Source organism: Synechococcus sp. CS-1329, from assembly GCF_025128055.1.
Classification (GTDB): Bacteria; Cyanobacteriota; Cyanobacteriia; order PCC-6307; family Cyanobiaceae; genus Regnicoccus_A.
The window spans coordinates 1-26368 of record NZ_JAHLYS010000016.1 but is presented as its reverse complement, the minus strand read 5'-3'; the positions used below and the strand labels follow the sequence as shown (position 1 = coordinate 26368).

The window sequence follows — 26368 nt, the reverse complement described above, 5'->3', positions numbered from 1 at the left end:
TCAGGCGGAGCGCTGGTGCACGCCCACGGAGGGGGTGACCTCCTGAGCTGCGGCCACAAAGGCCTCGGAGGTGGAGCGGCGCTGCTGCAGAGAACCGAGTTGGTTCTCGATCCGTTCGGTGAGCTGCTCGCAGGCAGCACCCTGGACGCCTTCCACAAGCTCCTCGACACGCCCATCGGGACGGATACGGAAGCGGATGGTGGTCTGGGCCATCCAGGCTCACTCAGGTGCGCAAATGTTAACCAGGTTCCCCTGACGCTGCCGGGGCCGCGTCAGCGGATGAGACCGTCTTCCACCAGGGTCTGCAGCCGCTCCAGCACCGCCGGACTCTCCAGCTGCTCCAGGGCCACCCGCGCCTCGTCCCGCACCGTCGAATCGCCATCGTGGAGCATGACCGCCACCAGCGCTTCCACCAGTTCCCCCTGGCGCGGAACCACCAGATGGTCGTAGAGGCGCCCGAGCGACCAGGCGCTGTTGCTGCGCACCACGGGCTCGGAGTCAATGCGCAGGCTCACCAGCAACTGGGCGGCGGCCTGGTCGGCCTTGGCGGCTCCCGTCCCGCCCACATCCGCCAGCGACCCAGCCGCCCACAGCCTCACCGCGGCGATGTCGTTCTGAAGGGCCCGGATCAGGGGGTTGAGCACCGGAGACTCGGGGTAGTTGCCCAGGCTCCAGGCCACCGCCTTGCGCACGTAGCCGTTGCTGTCGTCCTGCAGCAGCGCCAACAGTGGCGCCACCGCACGCGGATCGGGATTGCGGCCGAGGGCATAGACCGCGCTCATGCGCAGAATCGGACAGGTGGCCTCCAGCAGCGGCAACAGCAGCGGGATTGCCCGGGGGTCGCGGTGCTCGCAGAAAATGCGCAGCCCCTGCATGCGCTGATCGTGAACGCCCCTGAGCCACTCCAGCCCCAGGTCACATTCAGCGGCGATGTCGGCCTCGGCGGGCTCGAGCGCATCGAGATCTTCGAGCGGATCCCCCAGCAGCTCATGGGCCAGCTCACCCGCCAGCAGTTCCGGGTCGAAGGCCAGCTCGGCCGGACCGTAGGGGTAAGCAGGCGGGGATTCGCCGAATTCGGGCTTCGATTGGTCGGTCATGGCCCTCAGCCGATCGGAGCGGGGGCGGCCATGTCACCCGGCAACCAGATCCTGGCGCTGACTGCAAACAGCGCCAGGGCGAACAGGGCCACGATCACCAGCGGCAGCAGGACGGTGCGCAGGAAGGAGGTCATCGATGGGACGCCGCAGGTGTCGTTGATGTGCCCCATCATCCCTACCGGCGCCACTCAGCGCAGCCTGGCGATCAGGGCGGGCCGTCGCCACAGCCCCAGGCAGCCCAGCACCGCCGCCACCAGACCACCCCAGCCCCAGAGCTGCAGGTGCAGCAGGAAGCCACCGATGCCCATCAAGCCACCGAAGAGAACGGCGCAGCTGAGCACCAGCTTGCTGAGCAGATCCAACAGCGTTTCTGACGGCTCCACCCCTGTGCGCTGGCGCCAGTGGCGCCAGCCAGGCCCCGCCGGCTGCACCTGCCGCACGAAGCGCTCCAGCACCTCGGCGGATTCCGGCGGGGTGGAGAACAGCACCACCAGCCAGAGCACGGCCGTGAGCAGGGTGGTGACCATCAGCCTCAGGCCGTAGTCGTCGATGCGCAGCACCGGCACCACCGAGGTGGCCATGCCCACCAGGAAGCCCCCGAGCATCGCCGACAGTTCCGCTGCCGCATTGATCCGCCACCAGAACCAGCGCAGCACCAGCACCACCCCCGGGCCGGTGCCGATGGCGATCACCAGCCGGAACACCGCGCCGATGCTGGTGCTCATCAGGGCCGTGATCACCCCCAGCACCACCAGCAGCACCGAGGCCAGCTGGCCCATGATCAGCAGCTCCCGCTGGCTGGCGGCGGGGCGGATGAAACGTTGATAGAGGTCGTGGGTGAGGTAACTGGCCCCCCAGTTCACCGCCGTGCTCACCGTGCTCATGAAGGCCGCCACCAGGGACACCACCACAAGCCCGAGGGCCACCGGCGGCAGCAGCTTCACCGCCAGCAGCGGGTAGCTCTGCTCCCAGTCGGTCTGGTCGGGCAGCAGCACCACCGCCGCCAGGGCCACCACGATCCAGGGCCAGCTGCGCAGCAGGTAGTTCACCCCCAGGAACACCCAGCTGGCCTTGCGGGCCTCCGCCTCGTTGCGGGTGGCCAGCAGCCTCTGGATGAACTCGCCGCCGCCGTCACTGCGGCGAAAGCTCCACCACTGCAGGGCGATGTAGGCACTGAAAGTACCCATGCTGATGCCGGCACTGTCGATCCAGCGCAGACCACCGTCCTGCACCTGCCAGGGCACCATCGCCAACAGCTCGGGACGGTCCAGGGCCCGCAGGCTGCTGAGCATCGCGTCCATGCCGCCGGCGGCATGCACAGCCGCCACCGCCACTGCCACCGCGCCGGCGAGGGCCAGCACCAGCTGCAGCATGTCGGTGACCACCACGGCCCAGAGCCCGCCCGCCGCGGTGTAAACCAGCACCAGCAGGCCGATGCCCCCCAGCAACCACAGCCGCTGCTCCGGGGTGGAGGCCAGGCCCAGGGCCTCGCTCACCTTGGCCATGGCCAGGAAGGCGTAGCCGATGCCGATGCAGTTGATCGGCAGAGCGAAGAGGAACGCCTTCAGTCCCCGCAACCAGGCGGCGGTGGCCCCGCCGTAGCGCAGCTCCGTGAAGGCGGCGTCGGTGAGCACACCGCTCCGGCGCCAGAGCGGAGCGAAGACCACGGCCATGGCCACATGGGCCACGCCGAAACTCCACCATTCCCAGTTACCGGCCAGGCCGCGCACCCCCACCAGGCCCGCCACGTAGAGCGGGGTGTCGACCGAGAAGGTGGTGGCCGCCATCGAGGCCCCGGCCAGCCAGCCATTGAGGCGGCGACCGGCCACGAAATAATCGTCTTCGGATTTGTTGCGGCGGGACAGCCACAGGCCCACCACCAGGCTGCCCACCAGATAGGTGATCAGGATCAGCCAGTCGATCGGTTGCACAGGCAGCTCAGAACAACGGGGAGGCAGCTCAGCCGGTATGGCGCCGCCTGAGCTGACCGCAGGCGGCATCTTCGTCGAGGCCGCGGCTGGCGCGCACACTCACGGCCACATGCCGTTCCTGCAGGGCCCGCTGGAAGGCCTCCACCCGCTCGGGGCTGGGACGCTGGAAGTCTTCTTCCTCGATCGGGTTGTAGGGGATCAGGTTCACGTGGCTCTGGAAGCCCCGCAGCAGCCCCGCCAGGGCCGCCGCCTGGCGCGGGTGGTCGTTGAGGCCTCCCAGCAGGATGTACTCGAAACTCACCCGCCGGCCGGTGATCTCCACGTAGCGGCGGCAGTCATCGAGCAGCGCCTCCAGCGGGTAGGCGTGGGCCGTGGGGATGAGCTGTTCGCGCAGGGCCTGATCGGGGGCATGCAGGCTCACCGCCAGGGTGAACTGGGCGCGTCCGAGGCGCTCCAAGGCGAGTTCGGCCAGGGTGGGCAAGGTGGCAGGCACCCCAACGGTGCTCACCGTGATCTGGCGCTGGGCCATGCCCAGGTCGGTGCAGAGGCAGTGGATCGCCGCCAAGACGGAGTCGATGGTGAGCAGCGGTTCACCCATGCCCATGAACACCACATGGCTGGGACGGCGCTCCATCACCTCGCGCACGCAGAGCACCTGATCAACGATTTCGTGCACCGCCAGGGAGCGCTGCAGGCCACCCTTGCCGGTGGCGCAGAAACGGCAGGCCATCGGGCAGCCCACCTGACTGGACACGCAGACCGTCAGGCGGTCGCGGGAGGGGATGCCCACGGTTTCAAGGCTGAGGCCGTCGGCCGTGCCCAGCAGCAGCTTGGTGGTGCCGTCTCTGGCCACGCTGCGCAGCAGTTCCCTGGAGCGACCGAGCACATCGGCACCGGCGGGACCCACCTGAGCGGCGAGGCTCTCGCGCCAGGCCTTGGGCAGCACGCTGATGTCGGCCAGGCGGCGAGCCCCTTTGGCGTAGATCCAATCGTGCAGCTGACGGCCACGGAAAGCAGGTTGCCCCTGGCTGACGGCCCAGGCCTCCAGCTCGCCCAGGCCAAGACCCAGCAGGGGCGCGGCGGCCTGAGGCGAAGGGGCCGTTGTGATCACGACCAGATCAGCAGCCCATGGCCCAGCCAGCGCTCCACCGCCACCAGAGCGATGAAACCAAGCATGGCCCAACGGCCATTGAGCCGTTCGGTGTGGGTGTGGAAGCCGAAGCGGGGCAGGCGCCGCTTCGGAACGAGCGTGGGTTCGAGCAAGGGAATCAATCCTCCGTGAGTAGACCCTCTTCCTGCAGGCCCTCAACGGCCGCGGGATCGGGGATGAGCTCTTCCTCCAGGCCTTCCTCCTGGGCAGGCCGGGCAAAGGCCGCGAAGGAGCTGGCGGCAGCCTCAATGCCCCGCTTGCTGCGGACCGCATCGAGTTCATCCTCGGAGGGATCCTCCAGCACCGCCTTGGTGACAGGAGCAGCGGCGGGCATCTCCACGGTGTAATCCGGGCGGAGATTGGCGACGCGCCGGTAGCCACCGGCCTCCTCGTCGAGGATGTCAGGATGGGGACCGGCTTCGGCGCGCAGTTCCTCCTCGAAGCCACCGAAACCGGTGCCGGCGGGGATCAGGCGGCCGATGATCACGTTCTCCTTGAGACCGCGCAGCCAGTCGCTCTTGCCTTCGATCGCCGCTTCGGTGAGCACCCGGGTGGTCTCCTGGAAGCTGGCGGCGGAGATGAAGCTGTCGGTGTTGAGCGAGGCCTTGGTGATGCCCAGCAGCACCGGGGTGAACTCGGCGGGGGCACCGGCGGTGATCGCCATGGCCTGGTTCACCTGCTCCACCTGACGCAGCTCGATCAGCTCACCGGGCAGCAGGGTGGTGTCCCCGGCATCCTCGATGCGCACCTTGCTGGTCATCTGGCGCACAATCACCTCGATGTGCTTGTCATCGATGGTGACCCCCTGGGATTTGTAGACATTCTGCACTTCCTGCACCATGCGGAACTGCAGCTTGGAGATGGCTTCCTGCGCCGCCTCCATTGAGGGCTTGCGATCCCTGAGATCCTCGAAATAGCACTCCAGCAGTTCGTGGGGGTTGATCGGGCCATCGGTGAGCATCTCACCGGCGCTGACCTGCTGACCGTCATTCACCATCACGTTGCGCCCGAGCAGGATCGGGTAGTCGGTGCTGATGTCGTCGTGCTCGATCACCGAGACGGTGACGGAATCGTCGTCTTCGCCCAGCTTGATGGTGACGGTGCCGGACTTGCGGCAGAGCACCGCGGATTCGCGCGGACGACGGGCCTCCAGCAGTTCCTCGATCCGGGGGAGACCCTGAACGATGTCTCCGGTCTTCTGGCGCTCGAACACCAACAGCGCCAAAGCATCCCCGCGCTGCACCAGTTCGCCGTCGCGCACGTGCAGGACCGAATCCGGTGACACCATGTAGGGACGGCCCAGACGCATGGTGATCAGGCTGCCGTCGATGGCTTCCACCTGACCGCAGCAGGGGGCTTCGATGCCGCTGGCGAGGGGCTCGCCATCCACCAGGCGCTGGCCCACGCTCACCGCCAGTTCGGCGCTGCCGATGTCCAGACCACGGGTGTCGCCATCCCGCTCGACGATCAGGCGTCGCACCGGCTCCCCTTCCACGGGGTCGGGCAGCTGCACCACACCATCTTCCTTGCAGAGGATCTGGGTGGTGGCGACCACATCACCGCTCTTGACACTGGTGCCGTCGTCCACCTGCAGCTCGGTGTGGGTGGAGCCGTGGCTGGCATCGGAGAGGGTGTCGCGACGCACCAGCAGGGTTTCGAGGATCACCAGCTGCAGGCGCTCGATCGTCTTGGCCCGCTTGTCGGGCACGGCCTCCACATCCACCGTCATCTGGGGGGTGGTGTCGAAGGTGTCGAGGATCAGCTGGGTGCGCAGCAACTCAACCCCCTCCACCGACTTGATCAGTTCGCCGTCCTTGAAGGTGAGGCGCTGGGTGGCCTTGAGCCCGAGCGAGGGGCCACCGTTCTGCTTGACGCTGCCCAATTCGGGCAGGTGGGCGACATCGGGAATCGGGTATTCCTCCACCGGCCGCAGCAACAGGGCAGCACCCTCCTTGGTATCGACCGCCTCGATGTAGACCATCGCCTCGGGCACCAATCCGGGGGCGATCTCTTCGCCGGGATTGTGCAGGCGACCATCGTCGCTGTAGCGGGCGTGGATCTTGGCGTCGCTGATCAGGTGCAGCGTGCCGGAGCGCACGATGATTTCGCGCAGAATGTCGTTCTTCTGGGTGACGGTCACGATCCCAGCCGTCTGGCTGAAGATGTCCTTGACCACCTCGGTGCCGGCCTCGATCCACTGGCCGTCTTCGATCATCAACAGGGAGATGTCCTTGTTGATCTCGTGGGTTTCCTGGGGGATCCAGAGCACGGTGCCCCCCTTCGACACCTCATAGCCGTTCTTGGCGGAACGGGCTTTCTTGATCGAGAGGCCCGGGGCGTACTTGATCAGACCGCCGGTCTGGGTGCGGAAGCGGTCATCGGCCAGCTCGGCGATCACCTCACCGCTGCCGATCTTGCTGCCTGGCTGGGTCTTGAGCAGGTAGCGGATGTTGTCCTTGCCCTCCAGGTGCCAGATCTCACCGGAGTGGGTGGATTCACCCACCAGCTTGCAGTCCTTGAGGGTGAGGCTGGCGGTGACGATCTGCACCTCGCGGGAATCACCGGTGGAGTCGCGCAGGCGCACCGAACCGCCGTGCTCACTCACCAGGCGGCTCTCGGCCAGCACTTCACCGGTGGTGACGGCGGTGTTGCCCTTGACCACGGGCTGGGCGTTGGGGGGCAGGTTGTAAACATCACCCGCCAGCACCCAGAGGCGCCCGAGACGCTGGGCCTTGAGGGTGATGTTGCCCTGGCGGTCGGTTGACTCGCGGGGCTGAATCACATCTTCGTAGCGCACCTGGCCGGCCAGGTCGCAGATCACATCCTTGGTGGCCTTCTCCACGCTCTTCTTGACCGCCGCGCCAGCGGAGATCTGGGCCAGCACCATGTCGGAGGGCACTTCATCGCCATTGGCGACGAACAGCACCGAACCGGAGGTGACGTCGAGGCGTTGGATCTTGCCCTTGCCACTGGGTTTCACCGCCAGGGTGAAATCAGTTTCCGAGAGCTGGGCCTCCACACCGTGGGAGGTGCGGTGGGAACGCACGCGAGCCTTGGGGCCGAATTCAACGGTTCCCGCCACCGAGGAGCGCACCACACCGGTTTCGGCCGTGGACACGCCACCGGTGTGGAAGGTGCGCATCGTCAGCTGAGTGCCGGGCTCACCGATCGACTGGGCAGCGATGATGCCCACGGCTTCACCCAGATCCACCAGCTCGTTGTGGGCCAGGGCCCAGCCGTAGCACTTGCGGCAGACCGAGCGGGCAGCCTCACAGGTGAGGGGGGAGCGCACCACCACGGTCTTGACGCCGGCGGCCTCGATCTGCCGGGAGAGCTCAGGATCGATCTGGCCGTCGCGATCCACCAGCAGGGTGCCGTCGGGGGCATGCACGGGCTCGCCGGCGAGGCGGCCCACGAGCTTGGCGAAGAATCGACCCTTTTCATCGGAGTGGATCGGAATGCCGCGGGTGGTGCCGCAGTCGTCCTCACGCACAATCACGTCCTGGGCCACGTCCACCAGACGGCGGGTGAGATAGCCCGAGTCGGCGGTGCGCAGGGCAGTATCCACCAGACCCTTGCGGGCGCCGTAGGAGGAGATCACATATTCGGTGACCGTGAGACCCTCACGGAAGTTGGTGCGGATCGGCAGGTCGATGATCTCCCCTTGGGGGTTGGCCATCAGGCCGCGCATGCCCACCAGCTGACGCACCTGGGACATGTTGCCCCGGGCGCCGGAGTTGGCCATCATCCAGACCGAGTTGAGGGGGTCATTCTCGTTGAAGTTCTTCTTGACCTCCTCAACCAGCCGTTCATTGGTTTCGGTCCAGGTGTCGATCACCTTGGTGTGCCGCTCCACCTCGGTGATTTCCCCCAGCCGATAGCGCTCTTCGGTGTCGGTGATCTGCTGCTCGGCTTCCGCCAGCAGACGGGTTTTCTCGAAGGGGATGCGCAGATCTTCCACAGAGATCGAGACCGCGGCCTGAGTGGCGTAGTGGAAGCCCAGATCCTTGAGGTCATCGGCCATCGAGGCCGTGGCCGCCGTGCCGTGGTGCTTGTACGCCCAGGCCACGAGATTGCGCAGCGCCTTCTTGTCGATCTCTCGATTACGGAAACGCGGCGCTTCCTTGCTCAGGGGAGCGCGGCGATCCTGGGCGTTGGGCTTGGAGGGGGTGGTGGTCATGGCGGCGAGCGAAAAGAAAGACCGGAGAAGAAAACCTGGAACACCAGGGGAAGGAAACGACGGCTGCAGCAGGTCAGATCAGGTGGCGGCCACCGCGTCGATGATCGTTCTGTTCATCACCACACGACCCACGGTGGTGAGCAGGTAGCGGGTGATCAGAGCGCCGTCTTCGTCGAAGCGGTCGCGGCGGTATTTCCACTGCTCGATCCGGGTGCCATCGCTGAGGGTCTCCTCATGCACGGGGGCCTCGCCCTCGTCCTCATCGTCGACCTCACCGCTGAAACGTACCCAGACCCACTGGTGCAGATCAAGGTGACGCTCATCAAAGGCATTGATCACATCGTTGAGCCCGGCATAGGTGCGGCTGCGGTCACCGAAACTGGGCTTGATCTCCTTACGATCGACTGCGGTGAGGTAATAAATACCCAGCACCATGTCCTGGGACGGAGTGATGATCGGCTCACCGGTGGCTGGTGAGAGAATGTTGTTGCTGGCCAGCATCAACATGCGCGCCTCGGTCTGGGCCTCGATGGCCAACGGCACGTGAACGGCCATCTGGTCACCGTCAAAGTCGGCGTTGAAGGCGGGGCAGACCAGGGGATGAAGCTGGATGGCACGGCCGTCGACGAGGATGGGCTCAAAGGCCTGAATGCCGAGGCGGTGCAGGGTGGGAGCCCGGTTGAGCATGATCGGGTGCCCCTCGATCACTTCCTGCAACACCTGCATCACCTCATCATCGGCACGCTGAATCAGCTTTTTGGCGGCCTTGATGTTGTTGACGATGTTCTGACGAATCAGCCTGTGGATCACGAAGGGCTGAAACAGCTCGATAGCCATTTCCTTGGGCAGACCGCACTGATGCATCTTGAGCTTGGGGCCCACCACGATCACGGAACGACCGGAGTAGTCAACCCGCTTGCCGAGCAGGTTCTGACGAAAACGGCCCTGCTTGCCTTCGATGATGTCGCTGAGCGATTTCAACGGCCTGTTGTTGGCACCCACGACGGTGCGGCCGCGGCGGCCGTTGTCGATCAGGGCATCGACAGCCTCCTGCAACATCCGCTTTTCGTTGCGAACAATGATTTCAGGAGCCAGGATTTCCTGCAGCCGCCCCAGACGGTTGTTGCGGTTGATCACCCGGCGGTAGAGATCGTTGAGATCACTGGTGGCGAAGCGGCCGCCATCGAGCTGCACCATCGGGCGTAGATCCGGGGGAATGACCGGGATGGCATCGAGCACCATCCAGTCAGGGCGGGCATCTGTGGCGATGAAGTTGTCGATCACACGCAGGCGCTTGATCAGCTTCGCCCGCTTCTGGCCCTTGCTGCCGGCAATATCCTCACGCAGTTGCTCAGCGATTTCGGTGAGGTTGAGGTCTTCGAGCAGGCGCTTGAGCGCCTCGGCGCCAATGCCCACCTCGGGCTCATTCTCGATTTCCGAATCTTCGGCATAGATCTGGTCTTCGATCTCCAGCCACTCATCTTCGGTGAGGAGTTGCTTGTAGGTGAGATCCTTGTGGTCACCCGGCTCGAGCACCACGTAGCAGTTGAAGTAAACGATCTGCTCGACATCCCGCAGCGGCATGTCGAGCAGGATCGCCACGTAGCTGGGGATTCCCTTGAGATACCAGACGTGGGAGACCGGAGCCGCCAGCTTGATGAAGCCCATGCGGTGTCGCCGCACCCGACTCTCGGTCACCTCAACGCCGCAGCGTTCGCAGACGATGCCGCGGTGACGCACCCGCTTGTATTTGCCGCAATGGCATTCCCAGTCTTTGGAAGGGCCGAAGATCTTCTCGCAGAAGAGCCCATCCATCTCGGGCTTGAGGGTGCGGTAGTTGATCGTTTCCGGCTTGGTCACCTCTCCGACCACCTGACCATTGGGCAGGGTGCGCTGACCCCACTGCATGATCCGCTCCGGCGAAGCCAGAGTGATCTTGACGTAGTCGAAGTGGTTCTCGATGCGGGAGTTGCTGTTGGTCATGGCCGAAGGGCGCGCGGACGTCGAATGAAACGGTGAAGCTCAGGGCGTGGATTCAATCGTCGTCATAATCCGCGACGCCGAGGGACTCATAGGTGGGCCGGTTGGGGGTGCTGCGGCGGGGGTTGACGTCCTGCATCAGATCCACCTCAGTGCCGTCATCGGTGTAGACGGCGATATCCAGACCCAGCGACTGCAATTCGCGCATCAGCACCTTGAAGGATTCCGGGGTGCCGGGGCGGGGAATCGGCTTGCCCTTGACGATGGCGTTGAGGGCTTCATTACGGCCCTGCATGTCATCGGACTTGACGGTGAGCAACTCCTGCAGGGTGTAGGCGGCGCCATAGGCCTCAAGGGCCCACACTTCCATCTCACCAAGCCGCTGACCACCCTGCTGAGCCTTGCCGCCCAGGGGCTGCTGGGTGACGAGGGAGTAGGGACCAGTGGAGCGGGCGTGGATCTTGTCATCCACCAGGTGAACCAGCTTGAGGATGTGGGCGTAGCCAACGGTGACAGGCTGATCAAAGGGCTCGCCGGTGCGGCCGTCAATCAGTTGGATCTTGCCGGGGTTCTCCGGGTCATAGACCCATTCCTTGCCTGGGAGGCTGGCGGCTTCCTCCAGGTACTTCTGCACGGTGTTCTTGGACGTTTCGTTGCCGTGCATCTCATCAAACGGCACCACCTTGACCCGGCAGTCGAGGTGGGACGCCGCCCAGCCCATCAGGCATTCGAACACCTGGCCCACGTTCATCCGCGAAGGAACGCCAAGAGGATTGAGGACGATGTCGATCGGAGAGCCATCGGGCAGATAGGGCATGTCCTCGCGGGGGAGGATGCGGCTGATGATGCCCTTGTTGCCGTGGCGGCCGGCCATCTTGTCGCCCACCTGGATCTTGCGCCGCTGGGCCACATAGACCCGCACCACCATGTTCGCCCCCGGCGGCAGCTCATCACCCTGCTCGCGGGTGTAGATGCGCACATCCACCACCCGGCCGCGCTCGGTGCTGGGAACCCTCAGGGAATTGTCGCGAACATCACGGGCCTTCTCACCAAAGATCGCCCGCAAAAGCTTCTCTTCCGGGGGCTGATCCGACTCACCCTTGGGTGTGACCTTGCCGACGAGGATGTCACCGGATTCGACATAGGCGCCGATACGAATGATTCCCATCTCATCGAGATGCCCCAGGCTCTCTTCGGCAACATTGGGGATCTCCCTGGTGATCTCCTCAGGGCCGAGCTTGGTCTGACGGGCCTCGATCTCATACTTCTCGATGTGCACCGAGGTGTAGAGGTCGTCCTGTACGAGACGCTCACTCACGAGGATCGCGTCTTCGTAGTTGTAGCCCTCCCAGGGCATGTAGGCGAGCAACACATTCTGCCCAAGGGCGATCTCACCGCCTTCACAGGCCGAACCATTGGCCAGCACCTGACCGGCAATGACCTGGTCACCCTGGCTGACAATGGGCTGCTGATTCAGGCAGGTGTCCTGATTGGAACGCTGGTATTTCTGAAGGTGGTGAATGTGATCAGTGCCCTGTTCATCGCGGATCACAATCGCCGTGGCATCCACGAAGGTGACAGTGCCATTCACCCGGGTGATCGGCACCATGCCCGAGTCACGGGCCACCTGGGTTTCCAGGCCTGTGCCCACCAGGGGCCGCTCGGGCCGCAGCAGGGGCACCGCCTGACGCTGCATGTTCGAGCCCATCAGAGCCCGGTTGGCGTCGTCATGCTCGAGGAAAGGGATCAGTGAGGTGGCGACCGAGATCACCTGAACCGGCGAGAGCTGGACGTAATCCACCTGCTCGGGTGGCACTTTCTCAAAATCCTGGCGGTAGCGGACGGGGATCAGCTCAGCCAGGATGCGGCCGTCAGCATCGGTGGCCACGTCACCAGGAGCCACCCGGCATTCGTCTTCAAGGTCGGCGGAGAGATAGATCGGATCGCCCTGCTTGTGGACGAAGCCGTTCTCCACTTTCCAGAAGGGGGTTTCGATGAAACCGTATTCATTGACGCGGGCGTGGGTGGCCAGCGAACCGATCAGACCGGCATTGGGACCCTCAGGGGTCTCGATCGGGCAGATACGTCCGTAGTGGGACGGGTGAATGTCGCGCACGGCGAAGCCGGCTCGCTCGCGGGTGAGACCGCCTGGGCCGAGGGCGCTGATGCGCCGTTTGTGGGTCAGCTCCGCCAGGGGGTTGGTCTGGTCCATGAACTGGCTGAGCTGGCTGGAGCCGAAGAACTCCTTGATTGCCGCCACCAGAGGCTTGGGGTTCACCAACTGGGCAGGGGTGAGCGATTCGGTCTCCCCGACGGTCATGCGCTCCTTGATGATCCGCTCAAGGCGGTTGAGGCCGACGCGCACCTGGTTCTGCAGCAGTTCGCCAACAGAACGCACGCGGCGGTTGCCGAGGTGGTCGATGTCATCGAGGGAGGCCCCGCCCACATCGAGCTCGAGATTGATCAGATAATCGATCGTGGAGAGCACATCCTCAGCCGTGAGGGTGCGCACGGCATCGGGGATGGTGAGCCGCAGCTTCTTGTTGATCTTGTAGCGGCCCACCCGGCCCAGGTCGTAGCGCTTGGGATCAAAGAAGCGGCTGTGCAGCAGCTGCTGACCACCGCTGACCGAAGGGGGCTCGCCGGGCCGTAGCTTCTTGTAGAGCTCCAGCAGCGCCTGATCCTCTGAGGAGATGCCCTCGTCGTTAGCCGCTTCAATCGACTTCTTGTAGTACTCCGGATGACGGAGCTTGTCGAGCACATCGTTATCGGAGAGCCCGATTGCCCGCATCAACACATGAGCATTGATCTTGCGGGTTTTATCGACACGAACGTGCAGTAGATCGTTCTTGTCAGTTTCGAACTTCAGCCAGGCACCACGGTTGGGGATGAGACTGGCGTTGAAGGTCTTGCGGCCGTTCTTATCTTGCTCATCTTTGAAGTAAACGCCGGGGCTGCGCACGATCTGGTTGACGATCACCCGCTCAGCGCCATTGATGATGAAGGTGCCGCGCTCGGTCATCAGCGGCAGTTCGCCGATGAAGACTTCCTGCTCCTTGATCTCACCGGTTTCCTTGTTGACCAGCCGGCAGGTGACATACATCTGCGAGGCGAAGGTGGCATCGCGTCGCTTCGCCTCTTCGACATCGTGGCGGGGCCGCTTCAGGCGGTACTCCGTGCCGACAAAGTGGAGCTCAAGCTTTCCGGTGTAGTCGGTGATCGGAGAGAAGCTGTCGAGCTCCTCAATCAGACCCTTCTCCAGGAACCACTTGAAACTTGCCCGCTGCACCTCGACCAGATCGGGCAGGTAGGTGACGGTCTTGGCGACCTGAATCGCGCTGCTCATGCGGGAACCTGCAGGAACGGGTGAACAATTGGATAAGCTGCGTCAGCGGGAACATGCCTGACGCGGATGGCAAGCCCAGAGGCGGCCCAAGGCATGAAATGGATCTCCCCACAGGAGGAGAAGAACCTTGCCGTATTCACGCTGATGACTCTCGAATCGGAGCTGCCGACCTAGACAATGGTGCGCTCACGCTACCAAACCAATAAAACATCATACACTATTGGAAGCAGTTGGCATGGGCAGGCAAAACAGGCGTACCGCATTGGCTGTGGAATCGGCAGCCACCTGCCCTAAGGGCTCGCCCCTGAGCTCCGCCACCCGGCTGGCCACGGAGGCCACGAAGGCAGGCTCATTGCGTTTGCCGCGGCGGGGAACCGGTGCCAGGAAGGGGCAGTCGGTTTCCACCAGGTAGCGATCGGCCGGAACCTGCTGGGCGCAGGCATGGGTCTCGAAGGCCTTGGGGAAGGTGACCGTTCCACTGAAGCTGATGTACAGCCCCAACTCCAGAAACGAGGCCATCTCCTGGGGAGTGCCGCCCCAGCAGTGCATCACCCCCCGGGGACAGCGGCCCTCGGCCTGGCGCTGGCGCAGCTCCTGAACCATCGGCTCAGCAGCGTCGCGGCAGTGAATGATCACCGGCAGATCCAGCTCCACAGCCAGATCGAGCTGGGGCCGCAGGACCGCCAACTGTCCTTCCAGGTTGGAGTCGCGGAAGAGATCCAGGCCCAGTTCCCCGATGGCCACCACCCGCTCGTCGTCGAGGGCGGCCTGGCGCAGCACCGCCTGGGTGGTGGGATCCCAGTGTTCGGTGTCGAGGGGATGAACTCCCACCGAATACCGCAACTCTGGAAAGCGATCGGCCAAGGCCCGGATCGGAGCGATCTGGGAAGGCTCGACACAGGCGTGAAGAAGGGACACAACGCCCGCTGCGCGCCAGCGCTCAGCCACCGCATCGAGGTCGGCCTCGAAGGTGCTGAAGACCACGTGACAGTGGGAGTCAACCAGCGCCGGAAGGGCGCTGGCCCCAGCGGACTTGGTGGGGACGGTCATGGGGACGGCCAGCCGCTCAGGCGTTGCCGGCAACGGGCTCGATGGCCTGCTTGACGGCGGTGCTGAGCCGCGATTTCTGATTGGCAGCGGTGTTGCGGTGGATCACTCCACACTTGACAGCCTTGTCGATCTTGCTGAAAGCCGCATTGAGGCTGGCCTGCACAGCAGTCTTGTTGTCCTCGCCGGGCTGCTGGCTGTAGGCGGTCGCAGCGGTGAAGCAGCGCTTCATCAGCGTGCGCACCGCCGATTTGTAGGTGCGGTTCTGCAACCAGTTGCGCTCGGCAATCAGGATGCGCTTCTTCGAAGACTTGTTATTGGCCACAGGCGGGTTCAGCGCTGATTCAGCAGTTGTCGATCTTAGCCTCACGGGCTCGCCAGCCCCAGGGCAGCTCTAGCCTGATCAATTGACTGAGCGGCACCGCAGGCCGCCAGCGCCTCCCCCCGTGCCGAACACCCTGAGCGACCCTGAACCTGCCCTGACCCTTGAGCGCCTGGAGGATCTCGATGCGGCCTCAGCCAGGCTGGCCCGCATCGCCGCCCGCACCAGCGGCAGTGGCAGCCAGGAGGCCGCCACCAGGGTGAACGCCATCATCGAGCAGGTGAAGCAGGAGGGTGACCAGGCCCTGCTGGAGCTGAGCGAACGCTTCGACGGCTTTCGTCCGGACCCCCTGCGTATTCCCCGCGAGGAACTCGCAGGCGCCTGGCAGGACTGCCCCTCCGACCTGCGCGGGGCCCTGGAGCTGGCCCAGCGGCGCATCCTCGATTTCCACCAGCGTCAGAAGCCCCGCGACCTGGAGGTGACGGGCGTCCACGGCGAGCGCCTCGGGCGACGCTGGCGGCCGGTGGCCACAGCCGGGCTCTACGTGCCCGGAGGTCGGGCTTCCTACCCCAGCACGGTGCTGATGAATGCCATTCCCGCCCGGGTGGCCGGGGTGAAGCGGGTGGTGATGGTGACGCCGCCGGGGCCCCAGGGCCAACCGGATCCAACGGTGCTGGCCGCCGCCCACCTGGCCGGGGTCGAGGAGGTCTACCGAGTCGGTGGGGCCCAGGCCATCGCCGCCCTGGCCTACGGCACCGAATCGATTCCGCGGGTGGATGTGATCAGCGGTCCGGGCAATCTCTATGTGACCCTGGCCAAAAAAGCCGTGTATGGCCAGGTGGCGATCGACTCCCTGGCCGGCCCCAGCGAGGTGCTGGTGATCGCCGACCAGAGCGCCGATCCCGATCATGTGGCCGCCGATCTGCTCGCCCAGGCCGAGCACGACCCGATGGCGGCGGCGATCCTGCTCACCACCAGCCCGGCTCTGGCGGCGGCAGTGCCCAAAGCCCTGGAACAGCAGCTGCGCCACCATCCCCGGGCGGATCTCTGCCGCGCGGCCCTGGAGAACTGGGGGCTGATCGTGCTCTGCCCGTCGTTGGAGGATGCTGCCCGGCTGAGTGATCAGTTCGCCCCCGAGCACCTGGAGCTGCTGGTGGAGCGGCCCGAGCCCCTGGCGGGACGGATTGAGAACGCCGGGGCCATCTTCATCGGCGCCTGGAGCCCAGAGGCGGTGGGCGACTACCTGGCGGGCCCCAACCACACCCTGCCCACCTCAGGCACAGCCCGCTTCTCCGGCGCCCTGAGCGTGGAGACGTTCATGCGTCACACCAGCCTGATCGCCTTCAACCGCAAGGCCCTCGAGGCCACCGGACCGGCGGTGATCACCCTGGCCCAGAGCGAAGGGCTGCACAGCCACGCCGATTCGGTACGCCGTCGGCTCGAGTGAGGCGACCTGGCCTGATGCTCAGGCGCGCGTCAGGTCCCGGACCCGGGGTTCACCGTCGATGATCTCACCCACCAGCACCTGGTCGGTGAGATCCACGAACAGCCCGTTCTCCAGCACCCCCGGCAGGTTGTTGATCGCCTGCTCCAGGGCCGCGGGATCGGCGATGCCGCCGGCGAAACGAAGATCGAGCACCAGATTCCCCTGGTCGGTCACCACCGGGCCTGCTTTTTTGACGGCCATGCGCAGCTCACCGCTGGCGCCCATCGCCTCTAGTTCCGCCTTCACCTGACGCCAGGCTCCTGGCAGCACCTCCACCGGCAGAAGGAACCCCAGGTTGAGCCGCTCCACCAGCTTGCTGGAATCCACCACCACCACGAAACGCTCGGCCCGGCGGGCCACCAGCTTCTCCTGCACATGGCAGGCCCCTCCCCCCTTGATCAGCTGGAACGCGGGGTCCACCTCATCGGCACCATCGATGGCCAGATCGATGCGGGAGACAGCATTGAGGCTCTGCAGGGGAATGCCGAGCTCAGCGGCAAGCACCTCCCCCTGAAAGGACGTGGTCACCCCGGTGATGCCGGAGAGTTCACCCCGCTGCAGGCGGGCACCGAGCTCCTGGATCATCAGGGCGGCAGTGGAGCCGGAGCCGAGGCCGAGCACCATGCCATCGCGGATCTGATCGACGGCGGCCGTGGCCACCGCCTGCTTCATCCGGTCCTGCAGCTCGGCCATGGGGGGTGGAACCAGGGGCCTGCGACCGTAGCAAGCTGATGGCCGAATTCCTGGAGAACCCAGCTGGCGCAGCGCGCCTCAAGACGCCCTGGGCAGTGCGGCTGGCCGGATCGAGAGCTGCAGTTCGCGGTTGCCCCGCACCACCTTCAGCGGCAGGTCCTCGCCGACCCTGGAAGCCTCGACCCGCTGCAGCAGGGCGGATGGATTGGTCACCGGCTGGTCGGCCGCCGACACCACCAGATCACCGCGCCTGAGCCCGGCTGATTCAGCCGGGCTGCCCTGGAGCACCCGCTGCACCAGCGCACCATCGCGCTCGGGCAGCTGCAGCACCGCCTCCGGGTCACGGTTGTTGTCGCGGGCACGGCGGGCCGTGAGCGGCACCAGTTGCAGGCCCAGATAGGGGTGAACCACATCGGCACCGGTGCGCAGCTGATCGGCCACCCCCCGCGCCAGGTTGATGGGAATGGCGAAGCCCAGGCCAGCGCCGGGACCGGAGCGCACCAGGGTGTTGATGCCGATCACTTCACCAGCCGCGTTGATCAGCGGACCGCCGGAATTGCCCGGGTTGATGGCGGCGTCGGTCTGGATGAGATCGAGGCGCTTGTCGGCGAAGCCGAGGCTGTTGATGTTGCGGTGCAGGCTGCTGACGATGCCAAGGGTGACCGTGCGCTCCAGGCCATAGGGGCTGCCCAGGGCAATGGCCCAGTCGCCCACTTCCAGAGCTTCGGAATTTCCCATGGGCGCGGCCTTGAGGTCCTTCGGAGCCTCGATGCGGACCACCGCCAGGTCGGTGACGGGATCGGCTCCCACAACGGTGCCATCCAGCTGGCGGCCATCGGCGAGGGTGACTTCCACCAGATCGACCCGCTCCACCACGTGGGCGTTGGTGAGGACCAGGCCGGAAGCATCAATCACCACGCCGGAGCCCTGACCCCGCTCCCGGCTGCTACCGGCCGGATCCCCGAAGAGATCGCGCAGCAGTGGATCGAGCAGGGCCGGGTCAAAGGCCTGACGCGGCACTTCCCGCTCGGTGTCGATGCGCACCACCGACGGGCTGGCGCGGCGTGCCGCCTCGGCGACAAAATTGTGAACAGGAGCAGCTGCTGGCGGCGACGAGCTGGCAGCAGCTGCAGCGGCCGTGGCAGTAGCCGACAGCTCGGGGCTAAGCGCCAGAGCGCGGGCAGGCCAGCCCAGGCTCAGGCCGACCACCAGCAGCAGTGCCAGCCAGCGGTGGCTGCCGGCCCAGAACCTGCGGGACGCCTGCTGCATCGAGCCGACAGAAGGGCGGATATGGGCGGAACTGAGCATGGAGCCGAGGCTAGGTCGCTGGATCGGCGGCCGCTGGCTCCAAAGACCGTCTGCTGGAGCCGCGCTCTTGAAGGGCTCGCAACAGAAGGGGCCACGGATTGGGGTCTTCGCCCTAGGTTGCCGCAACAGCGCAGCCAGCCCATGGCCTCCATCCCCCCAGGCACCCGTGTGCGATGTGCCCTCTGCCAGGTGGAGATCCAGGGCATGGTGGGCGGACAGGATCAGGTGATCTTCAGCCAGGGAGCCCCTGGAACCCGCGCCAAGCTCTGGGCCAGGGTCTGCCAGTACGTCAGAGAGCCCCAACGCTGCCTCAACCAGGATCAGGCGACCCGGGGCGAAATCGGCACCGACGACTTTTACGGTGAGGCTCCCAGCCTGGGGCTGTTCGACGCCCCGGGTGGAGCCACGCCACCAGCCTGAGGGGCCTCAGGGCCCTGATCTGCCGTGCTGGCTTGTACGCTCAGCTCCATGCCCGGCGGGCATCACCTTGAGGATCGAGCGCAGCCCCCCGGGCAGCCTTGATCTCGGGGGCAGTTCTCTGCAGAGGCCGGTCGGGCGTCCGACCCGCTCTTAAGCCCTGCCGGTGCCCCACCCCCTCATCCCCGATCTGGAGCGACTGGTGATCCCTATCGCCGAGGCTTCAGGCCTGGCGCTTCAGGGAGTGGAGATCCAGGCCCAGCGCATGCCGCTGACGCTGGTGATCAAGATCCGCCATGCCGATGGGCAGGACGTCAATCTCGATGACTGCGCCGCCTTCAGCGGCGTGCTCGCTGAGGTGGTGGAGGCCAGCGAACTGATGCCCCAGGCCTACGTCCTTGAGGTCAGCAGCCCCGGGATCGGCGAGGAGCTGCTCCACGACCGCGATTTTCACACTTTTCGCGGGTTCCCCGTGGCGGTGCTCTACCGCGACGGCCAAGGCCTGGAGACCACACGCGAAGGTCTGCTGCTGGAACGGGACGAGGAGCACCTCCAGCTCAATCTGCGCGGCCGCATCAGTCGGATTCCCCGGCCCGATGTGATCTCTGTCCGCCTGGTCACTCCCGCCACGGGCTGACCACCGACCTACCGCTCCCAACCCCTTCAACCCCCTTTTTGATCCGATGGCACTCGTTCTCCTCCCCGGTCTTCAGAACCTGATCGAGGACATCAGTGAGGAGAAAAAACTTCCCACTCAGGTGGTGGAGGCAGCCCTGCGCGAGGCTCTGCTCAAGGGCTACGAGCGCTACCGCCGCACCCTCTACCTGGGCATCAGTGAAGACCCTTTCGAGGAGGACTACTTCAGCAATTTTGATGTGGCCCTCGATCTCGATGAAGAGGGCTACCGGGTGCTGGCCAGCAAGATCATTGTCGATGAGGTGGAGAGCGAGGATCACCAGATCGCCCTTGCCGAAGTGCAGCAGGTGGCAGAAGACGCTCAGATCGGCGACACCGTGGTGCTGGATGTCACCCCCGAAAAAGACGACTTCGGCCGGATGGCCGCCGCCACCACCAAGCAGGTGCTGGCCCAGAAACTTCGGGACCAGCAGCGGCGGATGATCCAGGAGGAATTCGCCGATCTCGAGGATCCGGTGCTCACCGCCCGGGTGATTCGTTTTGAGCGCCAGTCGGTGATCATGGCGGTCAGCTCAGGCCTGGGCCGGCCTGAGGTGGAAGCGGAACTGCCACGGCGCGATCAACTGCCCAATGACAACTACCGAGCCAACGCAACCTTCAAGGTCTTCCTCAAGGAAGTGAGTGAGGTGCCCCGTCGCGGACCTCAGCTGTTCGTCTCCCGGGCGAATGCTGGTCTGGTGGTGTATCTGTTCGAGAATGAAGTTCCGGAAATCCAGGAAGGTTCCGTGCGGATCGTGGCCGTGGCCCGCGAAGCCAACCCTCCCTCACGGGCCGTCGGTCCGCGCACCAAGGTGGCCGTCGACAGCGTCGAGCGCGAAGTGGACCCGGTGGGCGCCTGCATCGGCGCCCGGGGCTCCCGTATCCAGCAGGTGGTCAACGAGCTGCGCGGCGAAAAGATCGACGTGATCCGCTGGTCGCCTGATCCTGGGCAGTATCTGGCCAATTCCCTCAGCCCAGCCCGCGTCGAGATGGTGCGACTGGTGGACCCCGTCGGCCAGCACGCCCATGTGCTCGTTCCCCCCGACCAGCTCAGCCTGGCGATCGGCCGTGAGGGTCAGAACGTTCGCTTGGCGGCACGGCTCACCGGCTGGAAGATCGATATCAAAAATGCCTCCGACTACGACCAGATCAGCGAGGACGCCCGGGCTGCTGAACTGATCGCCCTGCGCGAGGACGATGAGCGCCAGCAGGCCGAGGCCGAAGCCCGGCTGGCGGTCGAGCAGGCCAACCGCGCCGAGGAGGATGCTCGCCTGCGCGAGCTCTATCCCCTGCCCGAAGACGAGAATGGCTACGTCGGCTATGGCGAGCCCAGCCAAGCTGGCGAAGGTGGCGAAGCCGAAGCGCAGGATGCAGCGGAGGGCCCTGCGGCGGAAATCGGGTCGGAAACCGAAACCGGCATCGAGAGCAAGGCTGAACTTGTAGCCGAAGCGGACACCGAGGCCGCTCCAGTGGATCCAGCAGATGAAGCCGCCGTCGAACTGCGGTGAGCGTGGGTGTTGTGCTGCGGCGTTGCGTGTCCTGCCGGGAGCGGCAGGATCGCCGTCTGCTCTGGCGGATCATCCGCCCATTCGACGGGAAAGGGGTGGTGCTTGAGGGGCCGGCCACCGGGGCCATGGGCCGCTCGGCCTACCTCTGTCCTTCCAGCAGCTGCATCGACGACGCCCGGCGCCGCAAACGCCTGCAGCGCTCCCTGCGCTGTCAGGTGTCGGATTCCATCTACATGGCGCTGGAGGAACGGCTGAACCAGACACGTGCTGCAGCCTCTGAGGCAAGATGAACAGTGGCCGCACCGCGCGTGGGGCTCGGAGGCACACGGTGCCCCGACCGATCGGAGACCTGAATGACCAGCAGCGGCAAAGTCAGAATTTATGAGCTGTCCCGGGACCTTGGCCTGGAGAACAAGGACGTGCTCGACGCTGCCGAGAAGCTGTCCATTGCGGTCAAGAGCCACAGCAGCTCCATCAGCGATGGGGAGGCCGAGCGCATCCGCAGCCTGATCAGCACCCCCGGCAACGGTGGCTCGGGCCCGGCGGCCCAGCCCGTCCGACCGAGCCAACCTGCCGCCGAAGCGGCCAAGGCCATCCTGTCCCTGAAAAAGGCCGCCCCAGCAGCACCGGCGGCGCCCACCAGCCCCGCAGGTGCGGCCAAGCCGGCTGTCCGGCCGGCGGGCAGCCCCCAGAAGCCTGCTGCTGCTGCTGCCCCAGCCAAGCCTGTCATCGTCAAGCCGGCCGCCAGGCCTGAAATCGTGGCGCAGGTGCCCGCGGCGTCCGCGCCGAAGCCTGCTGCTCCCACCACCCAGCCGCCGGTGGTCAGGAAAGTGGTGCCCCAGGCCAGCCGTCAGGCCCCCACCTCAGCAGCGCCAGCGCCGGCCAGGCCTGCAGCACCGCTCAAACCCACGCCGGTCTCCGCTGCACCGGCCAAGCCAGCCGCCGCCCCCAGCCGCCCACCGGCGCCCCCGGTGAGCAAACCCGAGGCACCCCAGGTGCGCAAGCCGGAATCGGCCGCAGCGCCCAGCCCCAGTCCTCGCCCCGCCACCAGTCCCCGGCCCGTGCCCAGGAGCACCACTGCCCCTGCTCCCTCCCGTCCGGCCTCGAGCGCACCCCCAAGGCCTGGAGCTCCAGCACCCGTGCGGGCAGCAGGCGGCTCCGGCCCCGGCCGGCCGCAACTGGTGGGTCGACCCCAGTCGGCACAGCCTGGCACCAGCAACCGTCCAGCACCTCCTTCGGGCCGCCCGGCCCTGAGCCAGCGGCCAGCCGGAGCACCCCAGCGCCCCACCCCACAGGTGGGCCGGCCCACCCAGGCCCGCAGCCCCCTCGAGCTGGTGGGCAAACCGATCCGCCGCGACGCCGCCGCCCCCGGTGGCGGCACCCGGCCCGGAGCTCCCGTGCGCCCCGGCATGCCCCAGGGCATGCGCAAGCCGGTGGCACCGGGCGAGCTGATGCAGCTGCAGAAGCCCGGCACGCGCCCGATCGCCGCACCACCACGGCGGCCCGAGCGCAGCGAAGGCAGCACCGATCCCACCCGGCCCACCGCCACGCCGCCATCGGCCCCGCGCAAACCGGCCTTCCGCACACCCCAGGCCGCGGGGCCTGGTCGGGCACGGCGCCCGGAATGGGACGACAGCGCCAAGCTGGAGGCCCTGCGCAGCAAGTCGCCTCAGAAGCAGCGCCAGAAGGTGCACATCATCGGCGACAACGATGATGCGCTCACCGCCGAAACCGGCGGCTTCGCCGGCGAGCACGAGGCGATGGTGCTCCAGGCCAGCCTGGCCCGGCCGTCGCGGCCCCGCACCCGTCCCACCACTCCCGGCGTCAAGCCCGTGGTGGCGATGCGCAAGCGCAAGAAGGAAACCACCCGCCAGAGGCAGCGCCGTCGCGCCATGGAACTGCGCGCCGCCCGGGAAGCCAAGGCCACCCGGCCCGAGATGCTGATCGTGCCGGAGGGCAACCTCACGGTGCAGGAACTGGCCGACCGCCTCGGAGTGGAGAGCTCCGAGATCATCAAATCCCTCTTTTTCAAGGGGATCATCGCCACGGTCACCCAGACCCTCGATCTCTCCACGATCGAAACGGTCTCTGATGAATTCGGCGTGCCTGTTCTCCAGGACGACGTGGAGGAGGCCGCCAAGAAGACGGTCGAGATGATCGAGGCCAGCGATTTCGATTACCTGATCCGCAGGCCACCGGTGGTCACGGTGATGGGCCACGTCGACCACGGCAAAACCAGCCTGCTGGATGCCATCCGCAAGACCCGTGTGGCCGCCGGAGAAGCCGGTGGCATCACCCAGCACATCGGTGCCTATCAGGTCACGATTCCCCACTCCGGCGAAGACCGCCGCATCACCTTCCTCGACACCCCGGGCCACGAGGCCTTCACCGCCATGCGGGCTCGGGGCACCAAGGTCACCGACGTGGCTGTGCTGGTGGTGGCCGCCGATGACGGCGTGCGCCCCCAGACCCTCGAGGCCATCAGCCACGCCAGGGCAGCAGAAGTGCCGATCATCGTGGCGATCAACAAGGTCGACAAAGAGGGCGCCCAGCCCGAGCGGGTCAAGCAGGAACTCTCCGCCCTGGAACTTGTGGCCGAAGACTGGGGAGGCACCACGGTGATGGTGCCGGTGAGCGCCACCAAGGGCGTCAACATCGACAAATTGCTGGAGATGATCCTGCTGGTGACGGAGGTAGAAGACCTCCAGGCCAACCCGGACCGGATGGCCAAGGGCACCGTGATCGAGGCTCACCTCGACAAGGCCAAGGGCCCCGTGGCCACCCTGCTGATCCAGAACGGCACCCTCAAAGCCGGCGATGTGTTGGCGGCCGGGCCGGTGCTCGGCAAGGTGCGCGCCATGGTCGACGACTCGGGCAAACGGGTCAAGAGCGCGGGTCCTTCCTCGGCCGTTGAGGCCCTCGGTTTCAGCGAGGTGCCCACCGCCGGTGATGAATTCGAGGTCTACACCGACGAGAAGACCGCCCGCTCAGTGGTGGGAGACCGGGCCAACGAAGCCCGTGCCACCCGCCTGGCCCAGCAGATGGCCTCCCGCCGGGTTTCGCTGGCCTCGATGTCCGGTCAGGCCAGCGAAGGGCAGCTCAAGGAGCTCAACCTCATCCTCAAGGCCGACGTCCAGGGCAGTGTCGAGGCGATCCTTGGATCGCTCGAGCAGCTGCCCCAGGGCGAAGTGCAGGTGCGGGTGCTGCTCTCCGCCCCGGGTGAGGTGACCGAAACCGACGTGGATCTGGCCGCCGCCTCCGGTGCCGTGATCGTGGGCTTCAACACCTCAATGGCCTCCGGTGCCAAGCGGGCCGCCGATGCCAATGGCGTCGACGTGCGTGACTACGACGTGATCTACAAGCTGCTGGAGGACATCCAGCTGGCCATGGAGGGTCTGCTGGAGCCGGAGCTGGTGGAGGAGTCCCTCGGCGAAGCGGAGGTGCGCCTGGTGTTCACCATCGGCAAGAGCGCCGTGGCTGGGTGTTACGTCACCAGCGGCAAGCTGCAGCGCAACTGCAAGGTGCGCATTCAGCGCAACAAGCAGGTGGTGTTCGAGGGCGATCTCGACTCCCTGCGCCGCAACAAGGACGACGTCAAGGAGGTGGCCACGGGCTTCGAATGCGGCATCGGCTGTGATCGCTTTGCCAACTGGCAGGAGGGCGATCGGGTGATGGCCTACAAGCTGGTCACCCAACGCCGCACCCTCAGCACCTGATGTGACTCCCCGCAGCGAACCCCTGCTCTGGCTGCAACTGCTCGGACTGGCCGCCATCCCAGCCGAGCTGCTGGCCGTGGCTCTGATTCTGGCGGGGGCTGATCCCGGCCTGGTTCCTGGGATCGAGCGGCTGTTGCTCTGGGCGCTGGGCGCCCTGCTGCCAACCCTGCTGCTCTGGCAGCGGCCAGCCGATTGCTGGTCGCTGCTGCTGCTGCAGACCCCGGCCCTGGGCCGCCGCGAGGATCAGAGGCGGCTGAGCGCCCTGCAGTCACCACGGCCCGTGCGCCTGCTGGCGGCCGCGGTGGCTGTCCTGTTGCTGCCGGCGATCTGGCGCCTCGACGCCCTCTCCGCCCAGCTGGCGGCGATCGCACCGCTGCCGGAGGCCTCGCGGCTGGTCACGATCCTGCTGACTGTGCCGCTGCTGGCCGTTCTGGTCTGGCAGGGACAGCAACTGATCCAGGCCATCTGGCTGCTCAGCCGCAGCCCTGAGCAGGTGGCTCGCACCCCCGCCATGGCGCCTGAGCTGGTGGCCCGGGAGAGGCTGAGCCTTGGACTTCCCCTGCTGCTGCCAGCTCCCCTGAGCCTGCTTCAGGACGGCCAGCAACCCCAGCCCAGACCCCAACCGGAGGCTGAGATCAACGCCGGCTCCTCAGCGGTCGCGCCAGAGGAGCAGGCCAAAGCCGAGGAAGGCACTCACCTGGATCAGCAGATCCCCTGAGGTCACCTCCGAGCCAGAGGACAAGCGCATGGCCATGGTCGCCAGACCAATGCCCCCCGAGGCGGTGAGGGCAAACCAGAGAGCGCGCCGCAGCCCTTTCCAGGGGGCCTTGGCTTCCGCCAGCAGCCGTTCTCGCAGCTCGGGATCCAGGCTGGTGGATTGAGGCTTGGACCTGGACTGGGGTTTGGGCTTGGGCCGGGTCGATGGCATGGGCCGGGGGCCAACGGAACCCCTCAATGCTAATTTCATCAGGACGCCGGTGTAGCTCAGTGGTAGAGCAACTGATTCGTAATCAGTAGGTCGTCGGTTCAAGTCCGACCATCGGCTTTTGCCTCTAACTTTTGCATCCAGCAGGAAGCAGCTGGAGTCCAGCGATCCCCCATCTGCTGAGTACTTTGTTGTGCTGATTTTTTGCTGCGAACACTTCATGGTCGATTCGAGCAGATCCGTGGGCCCATGGGCCCACGGTGCGAGCGCCGAGGCGCTCAGCAGCCACCTGAGAAGCCAATGCAGTGGTTGTTCACTCCAGCAAAGACATTCATCCTGCGAGCGCAGCGTGAGTAGAGCAGCCAATCCTTGGCCTGGGGCGATCGGAAACCGCCGGCTGATGTTCACGCCTTGACTCGACTCGGGCCTGAGCCCTCAGCACCTGCACGGCCATGAAGCCCGGCACCAGCCTGATTCACATCCCCTGAATCGCCAACAAAAAAGCCCCTGCCGTGGCAGGGGCTTTCAGTCTCTTGATGAAACTCACTGGTGATGCAGTGGTGGGCCCGTGGACCCACCGGTGGCAT

21 protein-coding genes and 1 tRNA gene are annotated in these 26368 nt (G+C 65.9%); 8 read left to right on the top strand and 14 right to left on the bottom strand.

Annotation, left to right across the window (positions count from 1 at the left end; translation table 11 throughout):
• The 11 genes from KQ304_RS02790 to rpsT form a co-directional block, all read right to left on the bottom strand.
• Entirely contained in the window at nt 1-213 is a 213-nt protein-coding gene (locus tag KQ304_RS02790; RefSeq protein ID WP_259735600.1) for a DUF2997 domain-containing protein, read from the bottom strand.
• A gap of 59 nt (nt 214-272) precedes the next feature.
• The gene (locus KQ304_RS02785; RefSeq protein WP_259735599.1) at nt 273-1097 is read right to left on the bottom strand and encodes a HEAT repeat domain-containing protein; all 825 of its coding nucleotides are present in this window, start codon (nt 1095-1097) and stop codon (nt 273-275) included.
• Between the two features lie 5 nt (nt 1098-1102).
• Nucleotides 1103-1267 carry a hypothetical protein gene (locus KQ304_RS02780; protein WP_259735660.1) on the bottom strand — a complete coding sequence of 55 codons (165 nt, stop codon included), beginning with the start codon at nt 1265-1267 and terminating at the stop codon, nt 1103-1105.
• 18 nt (nt 1268-1285) lie between these two features.
• Nucleotides 1286-3028, bottom strand: a complete 1743-nt coding sequence (locus KQ304_RS02775) for a sodium:solute symporter family protein (RefSeq protein ID WP_259735598.1) — start codon at nt 3026-3028, stop codon at nt 1286-1288.
• 28 nt (nt 3029-3056) lie between these two features.
• The gene (gene rlmN / locus KQ304_RS02770) at nt 3057-4139 is read right to left on the bottom strand and encodes a 23S rRNA (adenine(2503)-C(2))-methyltransferase RlmN (protein WP_259735597.1); all 1083 of its coding nucleotides are present in this window, start codon (nt 4137-4139) and stop codon (nt 3057-3059) included.
• Entirely contained in the window at nt 4136-4291 is a 156-nt protein-coding gene (locus KQ304_RS02765) for a chlorophyll a/b-binding protein (RefSeq protein WP_259735596.1), read from the bottom strand. The genes rlmN and KQ304_RS02765 overlap by 4 nt, the downstream gene beginning before the upstream one ends.
• 5 nt (nt 4292-4296) lie before the next feature.
• Nucleotides 4297-8358, bottom strand: a complete 4062-nt coding sequence (locus KQ304_RS02760) for a DNA-directed RNA polymerase subunit beta' (protein ID WP_259735595.1) — start codon at nt 8356-8358, stop codon at nt 4297-4299.
• 78 nt (nt 8359-8436) lie between these two features.
• Nucleotides 8437-10341, bottom strand: coding sequence for a DNA-directed RNA polymerase subunit gamma (locus KQ304_RS02755; protein ID WP_259735594.1), 1905 nt, complete (start codon nt 10339-10341; stop codon nt 8437-8439).
• A 52-nt stretch (nt 10342-10393) separates the two neighbouring features.
• Entirely contained in the window at nt 10394-13684 is a 3291-nt protein-coding gene (rpoB, locus tag KQ304_RS02750) for a DNA-directed RNA polymerase subunit beta (RefSeq protein WP_259735593.1), read from the bottom strand.
• 210 nt (nt 13685-13894) lie between these two features.
• Nucleotides 13895-14734, bottom strand: coding sequence for a TatD family hydrolase (locus KQ304_RS02745; protein ID WP_259735592.1), 840 nt, complete (start codon nt 14732-14734; stop codon nt 13895-13897).
• Nucleotides 14735-14750: 16 nt separating this feature from the next.
• A complete protein-coding gene (rpsT, locus tag KQ304_RS02740; RefSeq protein WP_259735591.1) occupies nt 14751-15056 on the bottom strand; it encodes a 30S ribosomal protein S20 in 306 nt (101 codons plus the stop codon).
• Nucleotides 15057-15177: 121 nt separating this feature from the next.
• Between rpsT and hisD the strand changes: the two genes are divergently transcribed.
• Nucleotides 15178-16500: a histidinol dehydrogenase gene (gene hisD, locus KQ304_RS02735; protein ID WP_259735590.1), complete on the top strand. Its 1323-nt coding sequence runs from the start codon at nt 15178-15180 to the stop codon at nt 16498-16500.
• 18 nt (nt 16501-16518) lie between these two features.
• On the opposite strand, the gene rpiA is transcribed toward hisD, so the two are convergent.
• On the bottom strand, nt 16519-17232 hold the full coding sequence (gene rpiA, locus KQ304_RS02730; RefSeq protein WP_259735589.1) for a ribose-5-phosphate isomerase RpiA: 714 nt from the start codon (nt 17230-17232) through the stop codon (nt 16519-16521).
• Nucleotides 17233-17310: 78 nt separating this feature from the next.
• Nucleotides 17311-18540, bottom strand: a complete 1230-nt coding sequence (locus KQ304_RS02725; RefSeq protein ID WP_259735588.1) for a trypsin-like peptidase domain-containing protein — start codon at nt 18538-18540, stop codon at nt 17311-17313.
• Between the two features lie 141 nt (nt 18541-18681).
• On the opposite strand from KQ304_RS02725, the gene KQ304_RS02720 reads away from it, so the two are divergent.
• The 6 genes from KQ304_RS02720 to KQ304_RS02695 all read left to right on the top strand — a co-directional run bounded on the left by KQ304_RS02720 (nt 18682) and on the right by KQ304_RS02695 (nt 25574).
• Complete coding sequence (locus tag KQ304_RS02720) at nt 18682-18960, top strand: hypothetical protein (RefSeq protein WP_259735587.1); 279 nt, start codon at nt 18682-18684, stop codon at nt 18958-18960.
• A gap of 163 nt (nt 18961-19123) precedes the next feature.
• Nucleotides 19124-19594 carry a ribosome maturation factor RimP gene (gene rimP, locus KQ304_RS02715; RefSeq protein ID WP_259735586.1) on the top strand — a complete coding sequence of 157 codons (471 nt, stop codon included), beginning with the start codon at nt 19124-19126 and terminating at the stop codon, nt 19592-19594.
• A 46-nt stretch (nt 19595-19640) separates the two neighbouring features.
• Nucleotides 19641-21140 (top strand): transcription termination factor NusA, encoded by a 1500-nt coding sequence (gene nusA, locus KQ304_RS02710; protein ID WP_259735585.1) that lies wholly within the window; start codon nt 19641-19643, stop codon nt 21138-21140.
• Nucleotides 21137-21430 carry a YlxR family protein gene (locus KQ304_RS02705; protein ID WP_259735584.1) on the top strand — a complete coding sequence of 98 codons (294 nt, stop codon included), beginning with the start codon at nt 21137-21139 and terminating at the stop codon, nt 21428-21430. Before nusA ends, KQ304_RS02705 begins: the two co-directional genes overlap by 4 nt.
• 63 nt (nt 21431-21493) lie before the next feature.
• Nucleotides 21494-24856, top strand: a complete 3363-nt coding sequence (gene infB, locus KQ304_RS02700) for a translation initiation factor IF-2 (protein WP_259735583.1) — start codon at nt 21494-21496, stop codon at nt 24854-24856.
• A gap of 1 nt (nt 24857) precedes the next feature.
• Nucleotides 24858-25574, top strand: coding sequence for a low-complexity tail membrane protein (locus tag KQ304_RS02695; protein ID WP_259735582.1), 717 nt, complete (start codon nt 24858-24860; stop codon nt 25572-25574).
• On the opposite strand, the gene KQ304_RS13710 is transcribed toward KQ304_RS02695, so the two are convergent.
• A complete protein-coding gene (locus KQ304_RS13710; protein WP_399228196.1) occupies nt 25506-25784 on the bottom strand; it encodes a DUF3493 domain-containing protein in 279 nt (92 codons plus the stop codon). The two genes, KQ304_RS02695 and KQ304_RS13710, sit on opposite strands and share 69 nt — an antisense overlap.
• Before the next feature lie 45 nt (nt 25785-25829).
• Here KQ304_RS13710 and KQ304_RS02690 point away from each other — a divergent pair.
• Nucleotides 25830-25901, top strand: a tRNA-Thr gene (locus tag KQ304_RS02690).
• Nucleotides 25902-26368: the final 467 nt, after the last annotated feature.

What these genes read in the sequence shown, in the direction of transcription:
- KQ304_RS02745 (WP_259735592.1), bottom strand. Translation starts at nt 14,734, where the DNA reads ATGACCGTCCCCACCAAGTCCGCTGGGGCCAGCGCCCTTCCGGCGCTG.
- infB (WP_259735583.1), top strand. Translation starts at nt 21,494, where the DNA reads ATGACCAGCAGCGGCAAAGTCAGAATTTATGAGCTGTCCCGGGACCTT.
- rpiA (WP_259735589.1), bottom strand. Translation starts at nt 17,232, where the DNA reads ATGGCCGAGCTGCAGGACCGGATGAAGCAGGCGGTGGCCACGGCCGCC.
- KQ304_RS02785 (WP_259735599.1), bottom strand. Translation starts at nt 1,097, where the DNA reads ATGACCGACCAATCGAAGCCCGAATTCGGCGAATCCCCGCCTGCTTAC.
- KQ304_RS02790 (WP_259735600.1), bottom strand. Translation starts at nt 213, where the DNA reads ATGGCCCAGACCACCATCCGCTTCCGTATCCGTCCCGATGGGCGTGTC.
- KQ304_RS02755 (WP_259735594.1), bottom strand. Translation starts at nt 10,341, where the DNA reads ATGACCAACAGCAACTCCCGCATCGAGAACCACTTCGACTACGTCAAG.
- KQ304_RS02720 (WP_259735587.1), top strand. Translation starts at nt 18,682, where the DNA reads ATGGCCTCCATCCCCCCAGGCACCCGTGTGCGATGTGCCCTCTGCCAG.
- KQ304_RS02780 (WP_259735660.1), bottom strand. Translation starts at nt 1,267, where the DNA reads ATGGGGCACATCAACGACACCTGCGGCGTCCCATCGATGACCTCCTTC.
- KQ304_RS02725 (WP_259735588.1), bottom strand. Translation starts at nt 18,540, where the DNA reads ATGCTCAGTTCCGCCCATATCCGCCCTTCTGTCGGCTCGATGCAGCAG.
- nusA (WP_259735585.1), top strand. Translation starts at nt 19,641, where the DNA reads ATGGCACTCGTTCTCCTCCCCGGTCTTCAGAACCTGATCGAGGACATC.
- KQ304_RS02760 (WP_259735595.1), bottom strand. Translation starts at nt 8,358, where the DNA reads ATGACCACCACCCCCTCCAAGCCCAACGCCCAGGATCGCCGCGCTCCC.
- rpoB (WP_259735593.1), bottom strand. Translation starts at nt 13,684, where the DNA reads ATGAGCAGCGCGATTCAGGTCGCCAAGACCGTCACCTACCTGCCCGAT.
- KQ304_RS13710 (WP_399228196.1), bottom strand. Translation starts at nt 25,784, where the DNA reads ATGCCATCGACCCGGCCCAAGCCCAAACCCCAGTCCAGGTCCAAGCCT.